Origin of the sequence: Salinimicrobium tongyeongense, from assembly GCF_026109735.1 — a bacterium.
GTDB classification, from domain to species: domain Bacteria; phylum Bacteroidota; class Bacteroidia; order Flavobacteriales; family Flavobacteriaceae; genus Salinimicrobium; species Salinimicrobium tongyeongense.
This window is the reverse complement of record NZ_CP069620.1, coordinates 2160358-2177358: the sequence shown is the minus strand read 5'-3', so window position 1 is coordinate 2177358 and position 17001 is coordinate 2160358. Positions and strand designations below refer to the sequence as shown.

The window sequence follows — 17001 nt, the reverse complement described above, 5'->3', positions numbered from 1 at the left end:
AATTTGTGGTAAGATTCTAAAGCCTGTCCAGAGGAATGCGTTTGTTTTCCTTTACCTGCTTAAAATGGGTGGGCGTTAGGCCCGTTACTTTTTTGAACTGCTTGCTTAAATGGGAGACGCTCGAATAATTCAACAGATGTGCGATCTCGCTAAGGGAAAGCTCATCGTACACCAGCAGTTCTTTTACTTTTTCTATCTTTTGATTGATCACGTACTGCTCAATGGTCACGCCCTGTACTTCAGAAAAAAGTTTACTGAGGGCAGAATAATCCTGGTGGAACTTCTCTGAAAGATGTTCCGAAAATGTCATTTTTGGAAGCTGTGCAGGATTTTGAATAATTTCAACAATCGTGGTTTTTATACTCTCAATGAGCCGCGTCTTTTTGTTATCAATAAGTTCGAAACCTAGTTTTTCCAGGCGTTCATTCAGCAGCTTTTTTTCTTCCGCAGAAAGCTCGCGCTCTACTTCGGCCATGCCCAGCTCAACTGTAACGGGATGAAGCCCGAACTGTTCCAGTTCAGACTTCACCATCATATTACAGCGGTTACAAACCATATTTTTGATGAACAGCTTCACGTCTAGCTGCCGCTAATGGTGTCTTCAACCCTGCCGCACTTCAGCATCTTGTCGCCGTAGTACGGGTTCCTGATTTCTTCTGAAGAAGACAACCAGTAAGCTCCTTTTCCGTCGAAAGCCATAGGGCAGTACTGCTTATATACTTCGCCCGACTTCACTGAACCTTTTAACATTGCTTCCATCGCCATAGAAAGATCTTCAAAAGCGGTTCTCTGCTCATTGACCTCCTGGGAATTGGCAATGGTTTTTGCTGCTTCGAGGGCCTGGGCATTGTTCTCTACCTCATTCAGGGTTTCCACCAGCATTTTTCCACCGTTTTGGGCTTCTTCGGCATTGGTGTTCACCAGGGCGGTCTTAATGTGCAGGTAGTGCTGGTAAGCGCTGCCTACAGCATCATTGCTAAATTCCACCTCTCCCGTTTGTCCGTCATCCAGGTTGCCGCCCATATTATCCATGTCGTGCTCATCGGTATCGGCCATGTGCATTTCATTTTGCATTGGCATTGCGCCGTCTTCTAGCGTATTTTCTTTTTTGTTCTCGCCGCAAGATGCCATGAAAAATGCTCCTGCCAGGGCCAACATTGTTAATTTGGTTTTTTTCATTGTTCAGGTTTTTTAGTTATTGATCTATTTTAGTTGTTCTACAATTTCACCACAGCCAAGCATGGCATCGCCGTAATATGGGTTCCTGATTTCGGCCACATCGCTTAGCCAGTAAGCGCCTTTATCTGAATTTGCCATGGGGCAGTAATCCACATACACCGTTTTGTTCTGCAAACCAAAAGCCGCCAGGGTCTTGATAAAAGCTTCAGAAAGATAAACAAAATTCTCCCTTTGTTTTTCCAGGGTTCTGGTCATGCCTTCTTCGGAATGCTGCAGCAAAAACCTCTTCTTTTCCTGCCAGAATTCGGCGGCTTCCCCGGTTAATCCGGTGGCATTTACCTGCTGAAGGTTTTGTGCAAAACTTCCTGTCAAAGTTAAGCTTTCTTCTTCGTTTCCTTCCACAAGTGCGTCTTTGAGTTGAAGGTAAACATCCAGCAGTGCCCCCAGTTCCTGCTGAAATTCTTCGGAAACCCGGCTTCTGAAGTCATGTTTTCCCTGCTTCAGGTATTGCCTAACATCAACCTGTGCTGCGGCTGAAGTTGCCGTGGCAGGATTCATCATACTGGGTTTCCCTGCCAGCTGGGCGGCGGCATCTACGGTAAAGGTGCCGTTCACCACGATCTCTTCTCCCGCTGCCAGGCCTTCCTGCACCACATAAGCCGATCCCAAAAGCGGGCCCAGCACCACTTCGCGCATCGCAAATAGCGGGTTTGAAGCTGTGCCCTGGTTCACGTACACCACGCTGCGCTTCCCGGTCCACAACACTGCCGACCGCGGAATTGTAAGCCCGTTGGCTGTTGTTTGGCCGTTGCCACTCACCACGCCCGAAACGAACATGCCCGGCTTCAGCCTCTCATCTGTATTGGAGACTTCTACCCTTGCAGTTGCCACCCGGGTCTGGCGGTCAATTATGGGATCTATAAAGTTAATGGTGCCGGTAAAATTTTCTCCCGGAATTGAAGCCACGGTAAAATTCACCGTGTCTCCCACTTCAACCATGCCCATGGTCCTCTCGTAAAGGTCGAACAAAACCCACATTTTTGAGAGGTCGGCGATCTGGTATAGCGGCATTCCGCGTTCCACGTAATCTCCAACTTCCACCAGTTTTTCGGTCACCACGCCATTGACATCGGCGGTAATGCTGAAACGCTCTGTGGCTTTTCCAGATTCAAGGATGCGGCTGATCTGGTTTTCACCAATCCGCCAGTTGCGCAGCTTTTGCCTGGCCGCTTCAAAGAGTTCGGGCTGGGTATTTCTAATGGCGTAAGCTTGCAAAAGCTCTTCCTGCGCCGTGACAAGCTCGGGCGAGTAAACTACTGCAAGTGCCTGCCCGCGACGGACTTGCTCCCCGGTGAAATTCACCAGCAGGCGTTCTATCCTTCCCGGCACGTGGGTGCTCTGGGTGTAGGAGATCCTTTCGTCTACCTCAACCTTCCCGTTAAGCTGCAGTTCTCTTTCTGCGGAAGTATTCCCTACCTGCTGCGTTTGTATGTTGGCCAGCTTCATGGCATATTCTGTCATTTGCACTGCGTCGGGGTTTTCCATTACGTCGGAACTTTCCAGCGGAATAAGGTCCATTCCGCAGATTGGGCATTTGCCCGGCTCGGTTGCCCGAATCTGTGGGTGCATGGAACAGGTCCAGATAGTTTCCTGCCCAACTTCTGAGCTGTGGTCATGAATTTCGGCATCGTCACTGCCGCCAAAAAAGAGCCAGCCAAGCAGGATTCCTGCCACCAGTGCACCGGCTATGATGAGTATATTATTATTTCTGCCTGTCATAATCTAAAGTGTTACCCGATAAATAATCGATTTTTGCCAATGCGGTGAGATAATTGGCCTCTGCGCCAGCCACCGCAAGCTGATATTTTAATAATTCCTGTCTCACCCGCAATACCTCCTCAAAATCTGAAGCTGCATTTCGGTAAGAGGAAAGCAATAAGTTGAGTACCTGTTCTGAACTTTCTACCTGCCGCCTGTAAAGCTGCAGCATGGCCTGCGCCTCGCGCACTTCAAAAAATGCAGATTCCATTTCTGCTGAAAGTTGATTTCTCAATCCTTCTTTTCGCTGCTCGTAACTTTCGGCTAAAAAAGCAGCCTGTTTACGGGCAGCCTTATATTTTCCGCGGAAGATAGGCAGGCTCACAGTGAGCATTGGCATAATGGCATCGCGGCCATTATCTTCAACTGCCATATCCATTCTCTCCCCAACGATCACATAATCCAGTCCCAGCCCCACATTCGGCATTCCTTCCTTTTTCGCCAGTTCTTCGCGTGCCCGGGCCGAGGCTGCCATATTCTCCAGTTCTTCCAGCTGTGGGTTGTTTTCAACAAGAGTGTCAAAAATGGCATTTTCGGAAAGTATTTCTATTTCCTGTTGCAGCACTACAGCTTCAGATTTTTCACGATCTAGCAAAGCGTTGAACTGCGCGAGCAGCACATCCTTTCTGAGTCGGATAACATCCAAACCTGTAATAGATTCATTCCGCATAATGTCTGCCTGTAAAACATCAGACAATGCTCCGCTGCCGGCACTTACCCGCGAAAGCGCCAGATCTTTATAGTTCTGAAGTATGTCCAGATTCTCCTGTTGGTACTGCAGCTGTTGCTCCAGCTCGTAAAGTTCATAGTATTTACTGCTCACCTGCAACAGGATCTCATTGCGGGCCTCCAAAAAGGCCTGAAATTTAGCCTGGGCCATGAGTTCTGCAACATTTTCGCGTGCCTCCAGGGTTCCAAACCAGGGGAACATCTGCATGAGCGAAAAACGGGCTTCCTGCGGCCCCAGCCGTGTCTCCACCATTTGCCCAAAGGCCGAAACGCTGAGGGTGGGATCGGGCAGGCTCTTCACCTGCGGCGCTTCCTGCAGGGCGGCCTCAAATTCGGAATATGCTGCTTTGACCTGCGGATTATTTTCCGCAGCTATTAACAGGTAATCCTCCAGCGTCTGAGCTTCTATGTTTCCGAAGAGAAGAAAAAACAGACCTGTCAAAAAAGGTATTTTTAGAGCGTCTTTCATTCGGCTGTAATTTTGTTTTCGTTTCTGGTCACTACTGTCTCACGCCATATAGCCTGTAATACCGGCACTACAAAGATGGTCATGATCTGTATGACCATTCCTCCTACAATGGGAATTGCCATGGGCACCATAATATCTGCTCCTTTTCCGGTAGAAGTAAGTACCGGGAACAGGGCAATGATTGTCACTGCAGTGGTCATCATTGCAGGCCTTACCCGTTTTTTACCTGCTTCGAGAACGGCTGCCCTTACCTGGGGCACTGTTTGCGGGTCACGTTTCTCAAATACCTGGTGGATGTATGTTCCCATAAGCACGCCGTCATCGGTCGCGATCCCGAAAAGGGCAATAAACCCGACCCATACGGCTACACTCAGATTGATCGTACCCATCTGGAACAAGTCGCGCATATTTAAACCTGAAATGCTGAAATCCATAAACCACGGCTGTCCGTACAGCCAGATCATGATGAATCCGCCGGCAAAAGCCACAAACACCCCTGAAAAATGGATGGTGGAGGCGATCACTGTTTTAAACTGGAAGTAAAGCAGCAGGAAGATGATCACCAGCGAAATGGGAATAACGATGGCCAGCCTTTTTACCGCCCGCACCTGATTCTCGTAATTTCCAGAAAATTCAAAGCTCACCCCCGGCGGGACTTCAAGTTCCCCTGAAGCAATCTTTTCGGCGATAAGATGCTGCGCATCATTCACCACGCTTACTTCAGCAAAATCCTGTTTTTTATCGAACAGCACATAACCCACCAAAAAGGTGTCTTCACTCTTTATCATTTGCGGCCCTTTCACGTAGCGCACCTCTACCAGTTGCCCCAGCGGGATTTGAGCTCCTGTGGGTGTTGGCACCAGGATGCGCTCGATCTCCTCCGGGGAGTTGCGAAGCTCCCGTGGATACCGCACCCGCACCGGATAACGTTCCCTGCCTTCAACGGTGGTGGTGATCTCCATTCCGCCAATGGCAGTTTCGATTGTTTGCTGCACTTTTTCAATGCTAAGGCCATAACGGGCGATATTTTGCCGGTTGATGTCGAGTTCGAGGTAAGGTTTTCCCACAATTCGGTCGGCAAAGACCGCTTCTTCTTTTACCGAAGGCACCTGTTTAAGGATTTCTTCCAGTTCAAACCCGAAATTCTGAATGGTTTCAAGATCAGGCCCGTAGACTTTGATCCCCATGGGAGCGCGCATGCCGGTTTGCAGCATTACCAGCCGGGTTTCGATGGGCTGCAGTTTTGGAGCCGATGTAATTCCGGGTAGCCTGGTCGCGTTTACGATCTCGTTCCAGATATCATCGGGGCTGTTAATGTGTTCCCTCCAGTTCCTGAAGTATTCTCCATCTTCATCGGGAATAAGGTCTTTGGCGGTGATATTGCCCAGCACTGCTTCGCTGTTCGACAAAGCTTCTCCCGTCCGCAGCACAAAATTACCATTGTCGTCTACCCTAAACCTTTGCAAATCACCTTCTTCATTCAGTATATATTCAGGTTTGTAGTTGATCACATTTTCGTACATGGAAATAGGCGCCGGGTCTATTGCAGTTTCGGCCCTTCCCAGTTTCCCTACCGCAACTTCAACTTCAGGAATATTAGTGACGGCCATATCCAGTTTTTGAAGCACTTCTTTACTGCCTTCAATACCCAGGTGTGGCATAGCGGTGGGCATTAACAGGAAACTACCCTCATTTAACGTAGGCATGAATTCTTTGCCCACTCCGGGAAAAGCTTCGGAAGCACCTTCCCAGGCCGCAGTTTCCCTAATTTCCCAGCCAACTTTTTCTGCGCCGTCACCAATAAATCCGAAGATTTTGGGAAAGCCCTGCCAGATCAAAATCCCGATTAGAATGGTGATTACAGGCAGCATTAAAAAGGTCTTCTTATTCTGAAGGCACCATTTTAAGATTGGCTCGTAAAACCTTACCACCGAAAGTAAAACTGCCAGGGTGATCACCAAAAGGACGATCACGAACAGGTAATTTTCAATAATGGAATTTCTAAGCCCCAGCGGCATCCAGTGCGTAGTGAGGAAGAAGATAGTTACTGCCAGGATGATGAACAGCGAAATTTCGCGGGAATACCTTCCCAGTAAACCACGGCTTTTAGGTTCGAGCAACCTCAAAATTCCAATCCCGGCCAAGGCCAGCGGCAGCCACATTGAGAATAAAAGGGCGAGAATGATTCCGCCGGCAACAAGGCTGTAGTTCCATATACGGTTCACCCTTTCTTTTTGCAGTCTGAAAGAAAAGAAATAATAGGAAAGCATTGGCAGCACCAGGATGCCCAGCAGGAAAGCTGCCACCAGTGCAAAAGTTTTGGTGAAAGCCAATGGAATAAAGAGTTTTCCTTCGGCGTGTTCCATAAAGAAAACCGGAAGGAAGCTTACCACTGTAGTAGCCAGGGCGGTGGTAACTGCGGGGCCAACTTCTACGGTTGCAGTTTTGATCACCTGCAGCAATTTGGCACCACGCGCATCGCGGTTCTCCGGAAATTCAAGGTGCCGCAGGGTATTTTCAACAAAGACAATCCCCACATCGACCATCACGCCAATAGCGATCGCAATTCCTGAAAGCGCCACCACATTGGCATCTACCCCAAAGTAACGCATGGCGATAAAGGTCATAAGCACCGCAATGGGCAGCAGACTGGAAATAAGAATTGACGCACGTAAGTTGAGCACCAAAATGATCACGACAATGATACTGATAAGGATCTCGTCAGAAAGGGCATTTTCGAGGGTTCCCAAAGTTTCCTGTATCAACTGGGTGCGATCATAGAAAGGAACTATGGTCAGTTTACTCACCGTTCCATCCTGTAATACCTTTGTAGGCATTCCGGGGGCAATCTCCTCTATTTTATCCTTGACATTGTTGATCACCGCCAAAGGGTTTGAGCCGTAACGCGCCACCACCACTCCGCCGGCGACCTCGGCCCCGGCTTTGTCGAGGATTCCGCGTCTTTCAGCAGGCCCAAGGGTGACCACGCCAATATCAGAGATAAGGATAGGTTTGTTTTCATTGACTGCCACCACGGTATTTTCTATATCTTCCAAAGATTCGATATACCCCAGACCTCGAACCAGGTATTCTACCTTGTTCACCTCAATGGTCTTGGCACCAATATCGCGGTTGGAGTTCTTCACTGCCATCATCACGTCGTCGATGCCCACATTAAAGGCTTTTAAAGCATCGGGATCTACATCTACCTGGTATTCCCTTACAAATCCGCCTACAGAAGCAACTTCAGAAACTCCATCTACTCCGCTTAACCCGAGCTTCACGTAGTAATCCTGCACCGAACGGATCTCATGCAGGTTCCAGCCGCCGGTAACATTGCCTGCAGAATCCCTTCCTTCAAGCGTATACCAGAACACCTGGCCAAGGGCCGTAGCATCGGGACCAAGTGTAGGCTGGGCATCTTCGGGTAAAAGTCCCGGAGACAGGGAATTGATCTTTTCGAGAATGCGGGTGCGCGACCAGTAGAATTCCACATCTTCATCAAAAATGATGTTGATGCTGGAAAACCCGAACATGGACGTACTTCTAATGGATTCCACTCCCGGAATTCCGAGTAAAGCAGTTGTGAGAGGATAGGTGATCTGGTCTTCGATATCCTGAGGCGAACGTCCCGGCCATTCGGTAAAGACAATCTGCTGATTCTCTCCCAGGTCGGGGATGGCATCTACCGGCACAGGGTCACGTGGCAGAAGGTCAAAATCCCAGTCGAAAGGAGAAGTGACCACACCCCAGCCAATCATAAAGATCAGCAACAGCATAGTTACCAACCTGTTATATAAAAAATAATGAATTATTCTATTAAGCATGCTTTGATATTAAATTGATCTAAATGTGAACAAACACAGCAACCCCGGCCTGCAGGGTTCAAAAAATCAATTTAAATATCAAATAAGAAAAGTCTCGTCAAGCAGGTGTATATCGTAGACGAGCAGGGGAGGTTTGTAGTGGAAAAAAGGAGTTTCGGCCTGAGCTTCTCCTTCAAAAAGATTGAGATAAGACCAGCTGAAGGAGGCAAGAAACACCTGTTGTTCCAGGTCAAGATCATCAAAAGAAATTTTTAGCTCCTTCTGTCCTTCAACAATTACCTTCTCTTCATCGCAGCAGTCATCTTCAGAAGAAGCAGGCATATCGCCGTGCATTCCGCAGGACTTTGCTTCAGAAAAAACAGCCTGGTCAACCAGAATTTCTCCACAAAAATGCTTGTCCACCGTAAAAGAAACGGTAGAGAACAGCACTAAAAATGCCATTGTGAAAGAAGTTATATTTTGAAAAAACTGCTTCATAAAGAGGCAAATTTAGTAAAAATTTAATTATGAAAATATTTCCTCAGTCTTTGAGGTTCCTGCTCAACCTATTGTAATAAAAAGCGGGCAACAAGATGAGGATCAACAGCGGGTGCGCCAAAAAACGCCGCACGTAAAAGGCAGCGAGATACTGCCCCGGCTCAACATGGTGCATGAGGTATACAAAAATGGGAAAAAGCACCACCAGAAATGCCGCATAAATAAGTGCTGAAAACTTTATGATCCCCCAACTCCTGAAGGCTACCCACAAAATTAAAAGTGAAACAAGCGTATTCAGAAAAAACCTGAGAAAAACATTGAAGAACATCTGGAAACTGTAATCTATAGTATCACCACTCTGGTAGGCTTTTTCAAAAAAGTACATAAAAGGGTCGTAAAAGAAACGGTACTCGTAGAGCCTTATCATGGCCAGTACCCCTACAAGCCCCAGGATGATTATAATTTTAGTGACTCCTTTCATGCTTAATTTCTTTAGTGTAAATAATGATCCAAAGCACCCAGAGCAGGAAAACCACCCCGTAAATCACCAGCGGAAAAGCTATGGAGTGCAAAAAATGGGCATAGCCCGGATATTCATAAATACCTATAGCCATTAGAGCAATTCTAAGCACATTTGTTACATAAATCATTACGGCGCCCCCAAGGCTAAAGAAAAACGTGCTTTTCCATTTACCCGAAAAGGCGACCATAAAGGAGACAAAAAGAATGATTATACTTGCCGCATTACAGCCTTCTATAATTCGGGCCACAAATTTGCCGTTCACAAAAAGGTGCATGTTTGCCTCGGGATAACCCGGCACCACCTGCGTGATATATCCAAAAGCCGACACCACAGCCTCACTTTGCAAGGCTACAAGGTGTGTAAGAAAATCGGGGTAATAGGCAGGGGAATAAAAGTTATGGAGGTACAGGTTGTACAGCAAAGCCAACAGCAGGTATACGCCTAAAAAGGTAAAAATGAACCGAATTACCGGCGCGTATCTTTGAAGGAGTTGTCGCAAAATTTAGCCAATGGTTTCATCAAAAGTATTTATTTATACCTATTTAAAAAGCTGTTTTTTTAAATACTTTTGCTTAAAAAGTAAACAATGGCATTAGAAAGATTAAAACAGGAGGTTACTGAAATCCTTGCGAATGATAAAGTTCAGGTTGAAGAGCGGCTCTCTAAAGTGTGCGAACATTTAAAAGCTGAAGTAGATTATTACACCTGGGTAGGATTCTATTTCAAGAACGGGGACAAAAATGAATTAAAATTAGGCCCTTTTGCCGGAGAACCTACAGATCATACCATTATTCCCTTCGGAAAAGGCATCTGCGGACAGGTTGCCGTATCTAACAAGAACTTTGTAGTGCCCGATGTTTCTGCACAGGACAATTATATTGCCTGCAGTATTCACGTAAAAGCTGAAATTGTAGTGCCATTATTTAAAAATGGAGAAAACATTGGCCAAATTGATATAGATTCAAACGTTCCCGATCCTTTTACTGAAGAAGATGAACGTTTCCTTGAATTTGTGAATGAAAAAGTAGCGGAGATCATCTAATCCTCTCCCCGGCCCCACCTTAAGCAGAGGAGAGCTTTAAATTATTTCAAAAACAAGGGGTGCCAAAAATGACATTTTTGGACTAGCCCCCAAAAGTTGGACGGTTTATAATTAGATTAAATTTTCTACGTGAGCTCGATATTGTATCGGGCTCATTCCATTTAGGTTTAGTCTTATTCTGTCATAATTGTAGTATTTTATATAATCTTTTATATCCTGCTTTAGTTGATCTACAGTGTTATATTGATTTAGGTAATACAGCTCAGATTTTAGAGTTCCAAAGAAGTTTTCTGCCACGGCATTGTCTAAACAGTTTCCTTTTCTCGACATGCTTTGGGTGATGTTCTTTTTCTGTAGGGTCTTTTGATATTGCTTCATTTGATACTGCCATCCTTGGTCAGAATGAAGAATAAGCCCCTGTTTTTCCTGTTTGCTACACTTATTAATCATATCCATTACCTGTTTAAAATTAGGTCTCTCAGAGATGGTAAAGCTTAGGACTTCTCCATTGAAGAGATCTATAATAGGTGATAAATAAAGCTTTTTGTCTTTGACTTTGAACTCTGTAACATCAGTTGCCCATTTTAGGTTAGGTCTATCGGCTTTAAAATTTTGCTTTAACAAGTTAGCCGCTATTTTCCCTTGGTTTCCTCTGTAGGAAGTATATTTCTTGACCCTTATCAAACTGCTGATCCCTAGCTCCTGCATGAGCTTAAACACAGTCTTGTGATTCACTACATAGCCTTTGTTCTTCAGAGTTAACTGGATTCTCCTGTACCCATAGCGTCCCTTGTGTAGATCATATATAGATCTGATTTCTTTACGAAGAACCTCATACTTATCCTGTTTACTGGCCTTTAAGTGATAGTAAAAGGTACTACGTGCCATCCCGGCATGCTTTAGTAGTTTTTCTAGCGCATGCTCTTGCCTTAATTCCTGGATGATTTGCGTTTTTCTTCTTTCTCTTTTTCTGATTGAACTAAGGCATGAAGCTTTTTTAGATAAGCATTTTCTGCTTTAAGATCAGCTAACTCATCCAAAAGTTGCTCCTCTCGGGTCATAGGTTTTTTAGGCTTTCTAGGCATAGATTTAGGTTTTCCTCGTTTTTCTATTGATAAACCTTCTGGCCCTTTCTCTTCATAAATCTTCAACCATCGCTTAAAGGTTTCCTCGGTTGGAATCTTGAAGAGCACACAAGTTTCTTGGTAAGATAGAGATTTCTCTTTCATCTCCAGAACTACTCTCGCCTTAAATTTTTCTGAATATTTATTTCTAATAGGTCGTAATCCTTTAGCACCGTGAGCCTTATAAAACCTAACCCATTTTTGCACTAATGACTTACGTAGACCATGCTTGTTACCTGTAGACCATGCTTGTTACCTACTGAATAACACGATAATCCCTTCTTGATAACTTCTAAGACTATAGTCCTTTTAAATTTATAGTCATACTTTACTCTTTTATCCATAAAAAATGCCCCCAATAAGTGTCTAACTTTTTGGGGGCACTCTATTTTTGGCACCCCTTGTTGTATGGTTTCCTTTTTTACTTCCGGGTTAATTCATAAGCGCCGCCCCCCTGGAATAAGGTCAGTTTACCGGCTTCAGGGTTGAACTCCAGTTTAAGTGCGGCGCGGGTGAACTGGAATTTATTTTCGTCGTAGGCTTCAAGAGGAAAAGAAGGCTGGCCGGTAGCCTGCCCCATAAGCGTTTCATCTTCAATAAAGATTTTTACTTCCAGCGGAAAGGTTTCACTTCCATAGGTTCCCACATACTCTTCAAGTTTTTCCCGGGAAACTTCAATGCCTGGCTCAAAAGAAGGTAAAGTATAATCCAAACCCCAATAAATACTAAGCGCACCAATAAGAATATCGTTTGGAGACAGGTCGGTGCCATTAGAAATATAAGTCACGGCAAGTTCTTCTTGAGGGTAATATGTACTCATGGAGTTGAACCCGTCTATGCCGCCGGTGTGCCCGTAAAGCTTTTTGTCGTTGAACGGATAGCTGAAAAGCCCCATTCCGAAGCCATTTTTGAGGCTTTTCATCTTTTCAAAAGTTTCGGGTTTTAAAACTTTTCCTTCGAAGAGCGCAGTAAAGAATGTATTGAGGTCTGAAGGCGTAGACACTATGCCGCCCGCTCCCAACGGAATGCTCAAATGGGTTTCTGTAGCGGGTTGCCAGTCCTTCTTTTTCTGATAAGAATAAGCTTCAGCATTACCGGAATCGATTTTTCTTCCGTAGTAGGTGTTTTCGAGATTGAGCGGTTGGGTAATTCGATTTTTCAGGATTTGGGCGTAATTCTTTCCGTCTACATCTTCAAGTATAAAGGAAAGCAACACGTAATTTGTATTGGAATAATCGTTTTTCTCACCGGGCTCAAAAACCGGCTCCTGGGCTTTAAATATTGCGAGAAGCTCCTTTTTTGACTTTGGCTCTTCCATATAATCGAGGTAAGCATCTTCACTGGTAAAATTGAAAAGCCCGCTTTGGTGCCGCAAAAGGTCTTCTATACTGATACTTTCGGCATTAGGAATTTCAGGATAAAACTTTGAGAGCCGGGTATCCAGTGAGAGTTTTCCTTCTTCAACCAGTTGCAGGATCATAGCTGCTGTAAAAGTCTTTGAAATTGATCCAATGCGGTATTTTGTATGGGCGTTGGCTTTAGTTCCTTTTGATATATCGCTGTAGCCAATGGTGTTCGTGTAGACAGGTTCTCCTTGTTTGTGAATTGCAAAGCTGCCCATCCCTTTATTGTACTTTTCGACAAGCTTAAAGAGGCTGTCCATTTTTTGCCTTTCAAAGTCCTGGGCTACTGCATAGAGGGAACAGGTTAAAGCCAGTACTGTAAATATTTTTTTCATGTACATGGTTTTTAAAGTATTGATTGCCAAACCAAATATATATAAAATAGTATTATGTTATACAAGTAAGCTTGGAGTTACATTCCCGTTCTAATGGCTTCTACCGGATCAAGTTTTGAGGCTGAAATTGCAGGAACGATCCCCGAAATAAGCCCAATAACTGCCGATACCGCCGTACCTATAAACATATTCCAGGTAGAAAGGATGAATTCAAAGCTGCCGGTAAATTGCGAAACTACGAGAGATGCGAGCCAGACCAGGAACAGCCCGATAAGCCCACCAATTACTGCCAGGATCACGGCTTCAAACAGGAACTGGAAGAGGATGAATTTGTTTTTGGCCCCCAATGACTTCTGAATCCCGATGAGGTTGGTGCGTTCTTTGACACTCACAAACATGATGTTTGCAATTCCAAAGCCTCCCACCAGAAGTGAAAATCCGCTGATGATGAGTCCGAAGAAATTGAGTTGCCCGGTCATATTATCTATGAGATCGGTAAAGCCTTCGAGTTGGTTCACGAAGAAGTTGTTGATATCGTCTCGCCTCAAGCCTCTAAAATTGCGGAGTTGTTGAGAAATGTAGGCAATGATTTCATTGGTGTCGGCCTCGGGATCGGGTTTTATGACGATTTGCGGAAAGGTCCCGCGGTTACTTCCGCCGTAGATCCTTCTCACCACGTTCACCGGCACAAAAACGTTGGTATCATGGCTGCCCCCAAAAAGGCTTGCCCCCTGTTTTTCGAGCACACCAATCACCGTAAATTTTCTTCCGTAAAGCCTCACCTGTTCGCCAAGGGCATTGCGGCTTCCGAAGAGATTTTCATACACATCATGCCCCAGTACAATTACGGGAGTTCCGCTTACAGATTCGGCCATGTTAAAAAACCGGCCTTCTTCAATTTGCAGGGCTTCAATGTCGTAATATTCGGCAGAGACAGCCGCTATCCCCACATCGGAGGCAGTTTTGTCGCTGTACTTAATGTTCTCGGAAGGAACGTTAAGCACGTAAGACATAGCCGAAACATCGGGTACACTGCGGCTCAAATATTCGTATTCTTCGTAACTCACATCGGGGAACTGTTCCCTTTTCCACTGTGGCACTTCGGTAGGGCCAAAAGAAAAGCGGGTAAGGATCATGGTGCGGTTATCTAACGCGCTAAGACTGCCCTTAATCTCTTTCTCCAGGGAATCTACCGCCGCAAGTACCGCTATGATGGAGAAGATCCCTATGGTGACCCCCAAAAGGGATAACATGGTTCGCAGCTTGTTGTTTTTAAGAGCGTTAATGGCGAAAAAAAAACTCTCTTTAAGAACCCTTAGATATATTAACATGGTACTTTTTCTGTATAATTAGAAACCTGCAACACATAAGACGCCGGCTTTAAAAATTCGTTACAAAATAATTATTTAAATAAGCGCGGCAGCCTCTTTATTTTATATTGAAATAATTACTTTTGCAACCTCAACAAAACCAACACAATGAGCGACCTAAAATCGGCCAAATCTGCACTTATTTCTGTCTTCAGCAAAGAAGGACTTGAACCTGTTGTAAAAAAGCTTAACGAGCTGGGTGTCACCATCTACTCTACAGGAGGAACCGAAAAATTTATTAAAGAACTGGGAGTAAATGTAGTGCCGGTAGAGGATATTACTTCCTATCCTTCCATTCTTGGCGGGCGTGTAAAAACGCTGCACCCAAAAGTTTTTGGAGGTATTCTTAACCGCAGTGAAAACGAACAGGATAAAGCCGAACTGGAGCAGTATGAAATCCCACAGATAGACATTGTGATTGTAGACCTCTACCCGTTTGAAAAAACGGTGGCTTCAAATGCTTCGGAAGAAGAGATCATTGAAAAAATTGATATTGGCGGCATTTCTTTAATAAGGGCAGCTGCCAAGAATTATAAAGATGTGATTTGTGTACCTTCAGTAGACAGTTATTCCGAATTTTTAGGAATTATTTCTGAAGGAAAAGGCCAGACAAGCCTGAATGACCGCAAAAGATTTGCCGCAAAGGCATTTAACGTGTCTTCTCATTACGACACTGCCATCTTCAATTATCTGAATAACGAAGAGCAGACTTATAAAGAGAGCTTCAACGGCGGACTCGAATTAAGATACGGGGAGAATCCCCATCAAAAAGGGCATTTTTACGGAGAATTTTCGGCCATGTTTGACAAGCTGCACGGCAAGGAGTTATCGTACAACAATTTACTGGATGTAGATGCGGCTGTAAATTTGATGAATGAATTTCAAAATGAAGCCCCCACTTTTGCCATTTTAAAGCACAATAATGCCTGCGGACTGGCGCAGCGGGAAACCCTGCTCGATGCTTACAAAGATGCTTTGGCGGGAGACCCTGTTTCGGCTTTTGGAGGAATTCTTATTGCCAACACAGAAATAGACAAGGCTACTGCCGAAGAGATACATGAGCTGTTTTGTGAAGTGGTGATTGCCCCTGGTTATTCCGAAGAAGCTTTGGAAATATTAAAAGGAAAGAAGAACAGGGTACTACTTGTTCAGAAAGAAACCGAACTTCCGCAGAAGCAGGTACGCACCTGCCTGAACGGAATTTTGGTTCAGGATAAGGATTCAAAAACAGATTCCGCAGAAGATTTAACGTACGTTACCAACAATAAACCTTCACAGCAGGAGTTAAATGACCTGTTGTTTGCCTCCAAAATTTGCAAGCACACCAAATCAAATACTATCGTTCTGGTAAAGAATAACCAGTTACTGGCTAGCGGCACCGGGCAAACATCGAGGGTTGATGCGTTGAGACAGAGCATTGAAAAAGCTAATTCTTTTGAATTTGACCTGCAAGGCGCAGTAATGGCCAGCGATGCTTTTTTCCCGTTCCCCGATTGCGTGGAGATTGCAGATAAAGCAGGGATCACTGCCGTTATTCAACCCGGCGGATCAATTAAGGATCAGCTAAGTATAGATTACTGCAACGAGAATAATCTCGCTATGGTAATGACCGGCACGAGGCATTTTAAACATTAATTTTATTACATTTACCGAACCTCAACTAATTGACTTAACATGGGATTTTTCGATTTTCTCACTGAAGAAATTGCTATAGATTTAGGAACTGCGAACACACTTATTATTCATAATGATAAGGTTGTGGTTGACAGTCCTTCTATCGTGGCCCGTCACCGCACTACCGGAAAGATCATAGCCGTAGGAAAAGAAGCTGCGATGATGCAGGGGAAAACGCATGAGAATATTAAAACTATTCGCCCCCTCAAGGACGGGGTAATTGCCGATTTTGATGCCTCTGAAAAGATGCTCACCATGTTCATCAAAGAGATCCCGGCCTTAAAGAAGAAAATGTTCACTCCTGCTCTAAGAATGGTGATTTGTATCCCATCGGGCATTACTGAAGTGGAGATGCGGGCGGTAAAAGAGAGTGCAGAAAGGGTAAACGGGAAAGAGGTGTACCTGATACACGAACCTATGGCCGCAGCTATAGGAATTGGGGTTGACATCATGCAGCCAAAGGGAAATATGATTGTGGACATAGGAGGTGGAACCACTGAAATTGCCGTGATCGCCCTTGGAGGAATTGTGTGCGACAAATCGGTCAAGATAGCCGGAGACGTGTTCACCAATGATATAGTGTATTACATGCGCACGCAGCACAACCTTTATGTAGGTGAGCGTACTGCGGAAAAAATAAAAATTCAGATTGGTGCCGCCACCGAAGATCTTGAGGTACCGCCAGATGAAATGAACGTACAGGGAAGGGATCTTTTAACCGGAAAACCAAAGCAGGTGAACATCTCATATAGAGAGATCGCCAAAGCCCTGGACAAGTCGATTTTGAGAATTGAGGATGCCGTGATGGAGACGCTCTCCCAGACTCCTCCCGAACTCGCAGCCGACATCTACAATACCGGGATCTATCTTGCCGGTGGGGGATCTATGCTGCGCGGGCTGGACAAGAGATTATCGCAAAAGACCGATCTTCCGGTGTATATCGCCGAAGATCCTTTACGGGCAGTTGTTCGCGGAACGGGTATTTGCCTGAAGACCCTTCATCGATACAAGGGGATCCTGATAAAGTAGGA

General features: G+C 45.1%; 15 protein-coding genes. 3 read left to right on the top strand and 12 right to left on the bottom strand.

From position 1 onward, the window contains the following. Positions 1-16: 16 nt before the first annotated feature. The 8 genes from JRG66_RS09675 to xrtF form a co-directional block, all read right to left on the bottom strand. A complete protein-coding gene (locus tag JRG66_RS09675) occupies positions 17-535 on the bottom strand; it encodes a helix-turn-helix domain-containing protein (protein WP_265162570.1) in 519 nt (172 codons plus the stop codon). Between the two features lie 44 nt (positions 536-579). Further along, positions 580-1179, bottom strand: a complete 600-nt coding sequence (locus JRG66_RS09670; RefSeq protein ID WP_265162569.1) for a DUF3347 domain-containing protein — start codon at positions 1177-1179, stop codon at positions 580-582. Positions 1180-1203: 24 nt separating this feature from the next. Continuing rightward, positions 1204-2958 carry an efflux RND transporter periplasmic adaptor subunit gene (locus JRG66_RS09665; RefSeq protein ID WP_265162567.1) on the bottom strand — a complete coding sequence of 585 codons (1755 nt, stop codon included), beginning with the start codon at positions 2956-2958 and terminating at the stop codon, positions 1204-1206. Then, entirely contained in the window at positions 2942-4195 is a 1254-nt protein-coding gene (locus tag JRG66_RS09660; RefSeq protein WP_265162566.1) for a TolC family protein, read from the bottom strand. Before JRG66_RS09660 ends, JRG66_RS09665 begins: the two co-directional genes overlap by 17 nt. Further along, entirely contained in the window at positions 4192-8022 is a 3831-nt protein-coding gene (locus JRG66_RS09655) for an efflux RND transporter permease subunit (RefSeq protein WP_265162565.1), read from the bottom strand. The genes JRG66_RS09660 and JRG66_RS09655 overlap by 4 nt, the downstream gene beginning before the upstream one ends. A gap of 78 nt (positions 8023-8100) precedes the next feature. After that, positions 8101-8499: an HYC_CC_PP family protein gene (locus JRG66_RS09650; protein WP_443096476.1), complete on the bottom strand. Its 399-nt coding sequence runs from the start codon at positions 8497-8499 to the stop codon at positions 8101-8103. A 43-nt stretch (positions 8500-8542) separates the two neighbouring features. Next, complete coding sequence (locus tag JRG66_RS09645; protein WP_265162563.1) at positions 8543-8980, bottom strand: exosortase F system-associated membrane protein; 438 nt, start codon at positions 8978-8980, stop codon at positions 8543-8545. Then, the gene (gene xrtF, locus JRG66_RS09640) at positions 8964-9521 is read right to left on the bottom strand and encodes an exosortase family protein XrtF (RefSeq protein ID WP_265162562.1); all 558 of its coding nucleotides are present in this window, start codon (positions 9519-9521) and stop codon (positions 8964-8966) included. The genes JRG66_RS09645 and xrtF overlap by 17 nt, the downstream gene beginning before the upstream one ends. A gap of 87 nt (positions 9522-9608) precedes the next feature. Between xrtF and JRG66_RS09635 the strand changes: the two genes are divergently transcribed. Then, positions 9609-10064 (top strand): XrtF-associated fRMsr-like GAF protein, encoded by a 456-nt coding sequence (locus tag JRG66_RS09635; RefSeq protein WP_265162561.1) that lies wholly within the window; start codon positions 9609-9611, stop codon positions 10062-10064. A gap of 111 nt (positions 10065-10175) precedes the next feature. On the opposite strand, the gene JRG66_RS09630 is transcribed toward JRG66_RS09635, so the two are convergent. The 4 genes from JRG66_RS09630 to JRG66_RS09615 form a co-directional block, all read right to left on the bottom strand. Continuing rightward, positions 10176-11006, bottom strand: a complete 831-nt coding sequence (locus JRG66_RS09630; protein WP_265165389.1) for an IS3 family transposase — start codon at positions 11004-11006, stop codon at positions 10176-10178. Then, on the bottom strand, positions 10994-11395 hold the full coding sequence (locus tag JRG66_RS09625) for a helix-turn-helix domain-containing protein (RefSeq protein ID WP_265162560.1): 402 nt from the start codon (positions 11393-11395) through the stop codon (positions 10994-10996). The genes JRG66_RS09630 and JRG66_RS09625 overlap by 13 nt, the downstream gene beginning before the upstream one ends. A gap of 214 nt (positions 11396-11609) precedes the next feature. Then, positions 11610-12926 carry a serine hydrolase domain-containing protein gene (locus JRG66_RS09620; RefSeq protein WP_265162559.1) on the bottom strand — a complete coding sequence of 439 codons (1317 nt, stop codon included), beginning with the start codon at positions 12924-12926 and terminating at the stop codon, positions 11610-11612. Positions 12927-13003: 77 nt separating this feature from the next. Then, complete coding sequence (locus tag JRG66_RS09615) at positions 13004-14257, bottom strand: ABC transporter permease (RefSeq protein WP_265162558.1); 1254 nt, start codon at positions 14255-14257, stop codon at positions 13004-13006. 147 nt (positions 14258-14404) lie between these two features. Here JRG66_RS09615 and purH point away from each other — a divergent pair, with 147 nt between their 5' ends. Together purH and JRG66_RS09605 are read left to right on the top strand one after the other, a co-directional pair. After that, positions 14405-15931 carry a bifunctional phosphoribosylaminoimidazolecarboxamide formyltransferase/IMP cyclohydrolase gene (gene purH, locus JRG66_RS09610; RefSeq protein ID WP_265162557.1) on the top strand — a complete coding sequence of 509 codons (1527 nt, stop codon included), beginning with the start codon at positions 14405-14407 and terminating at the stop codon, positions 15929-15931. A gap of 39 nt (positions 15932-15970) precedes the next feature. After that, positions 15971-16999, top strand: a complete 1029-nt coding sequence (locus tag JRG66_RS09605) for a rod shape-determining protein (protein ID WP_097055686.1) — start codon at positions 15971-15973, stop codon at positions 16997-16999. The last annotated feature ends 2 nt before the right edge of the window (positions 17000-17001 follow it).

What these genes read in the sequence shown, in the direction of transcription:
- purH (WP_265162557.1), top strand. Translation starts at nt 14,405, where the DNA reads ATGAGCGACCTAAAATCGGCCAAATCTGCACTTATTTCTGTCTTCAGC.
- JRG66_RS09615 (WP_265162558.1), bottom strand. Translation starts at nt 14,257, where the DNA reads ATGTTAATATATCTAAGGGTTCTTAAAGAGAGTTTTTTTTTCGCCATT.
- JRG66_RS09635 (WP_265162561.1), top strand. Translation starts at nt 9,609, where the DNA reads ATGGCATTAGAAAGATTAAAACAGGAGGTTACTGAAATCCTTGCGAAT.
- JRG66_RS09665 (WP_265162567.1), bottom strand. Translation starts at nt 2,958, where the DNA reads ATGACAGGCAGAAATAATAATATACTCATCATAGCCGGTGCACTGGTG.
- JRG66_RS09675 (WP_265162570.1), bottom strand. Translation starts at nt 535, where the DNA reads ATGATGGTGAAGTCTGAACTGGAACAGTTCGGGCTTCATCCCGTTACA.
- JRG66_RS09670 (WP_265162569.1), bottom strand. Translation starts at nt 1,179, where the DNA reads ATGAAAAAAACCAAATTAACAATGTTGGCCCTGGCAGGAGCATTTTTC.
- JRG66_RS09655 (WP_265162565.1), bottom strand. Translation starts at nt 8,022, where the DNA reads ATGCTTAATAGAATAATTCATTATTTTTTATATAACAGGTTGGTAACT.
- JRG66_RS09650 (WP_443096476.1), bottom strand. Translation starts at nt 8,499, where the DNA reads ATGAAGCAGTTTTTTCAAAATATAACTTCTTTCACAATGGCATTTTTA.
- JRG66_RS09660 (WP_265162566.1), bottom strand. Translation starts at nt 4,195, where the DNA reads ATGAAAGACGCTCTAAAAATACCTTTTTTGACAGGTCTGTTTTTTCTT.
- JRG66_RS09620 (WP_265162559.1), bottom strand. Translation starts at nt 12,926, where the DNA reads ATGAAAAAAATATTTACAGTACTGGCTTTAACCTGTTCCCTCTATGCA.
- JRG66_RS09605 (WP_097055686.1), top strand. Translation starts at nt 15,971, where the DNA reads ATGGGATTTTTCGATTTTCTCACTGAAGAAATTGCTATAGATTTAGGA.
- JRG66_RS09645 (WP_265162563.1), bottom strand. Translation starts at nt 8,980, where the DNA reads ATGAAAGGAGTCACTAAAATTATAATCATCCTGGGGCTTGTAGGGGTA.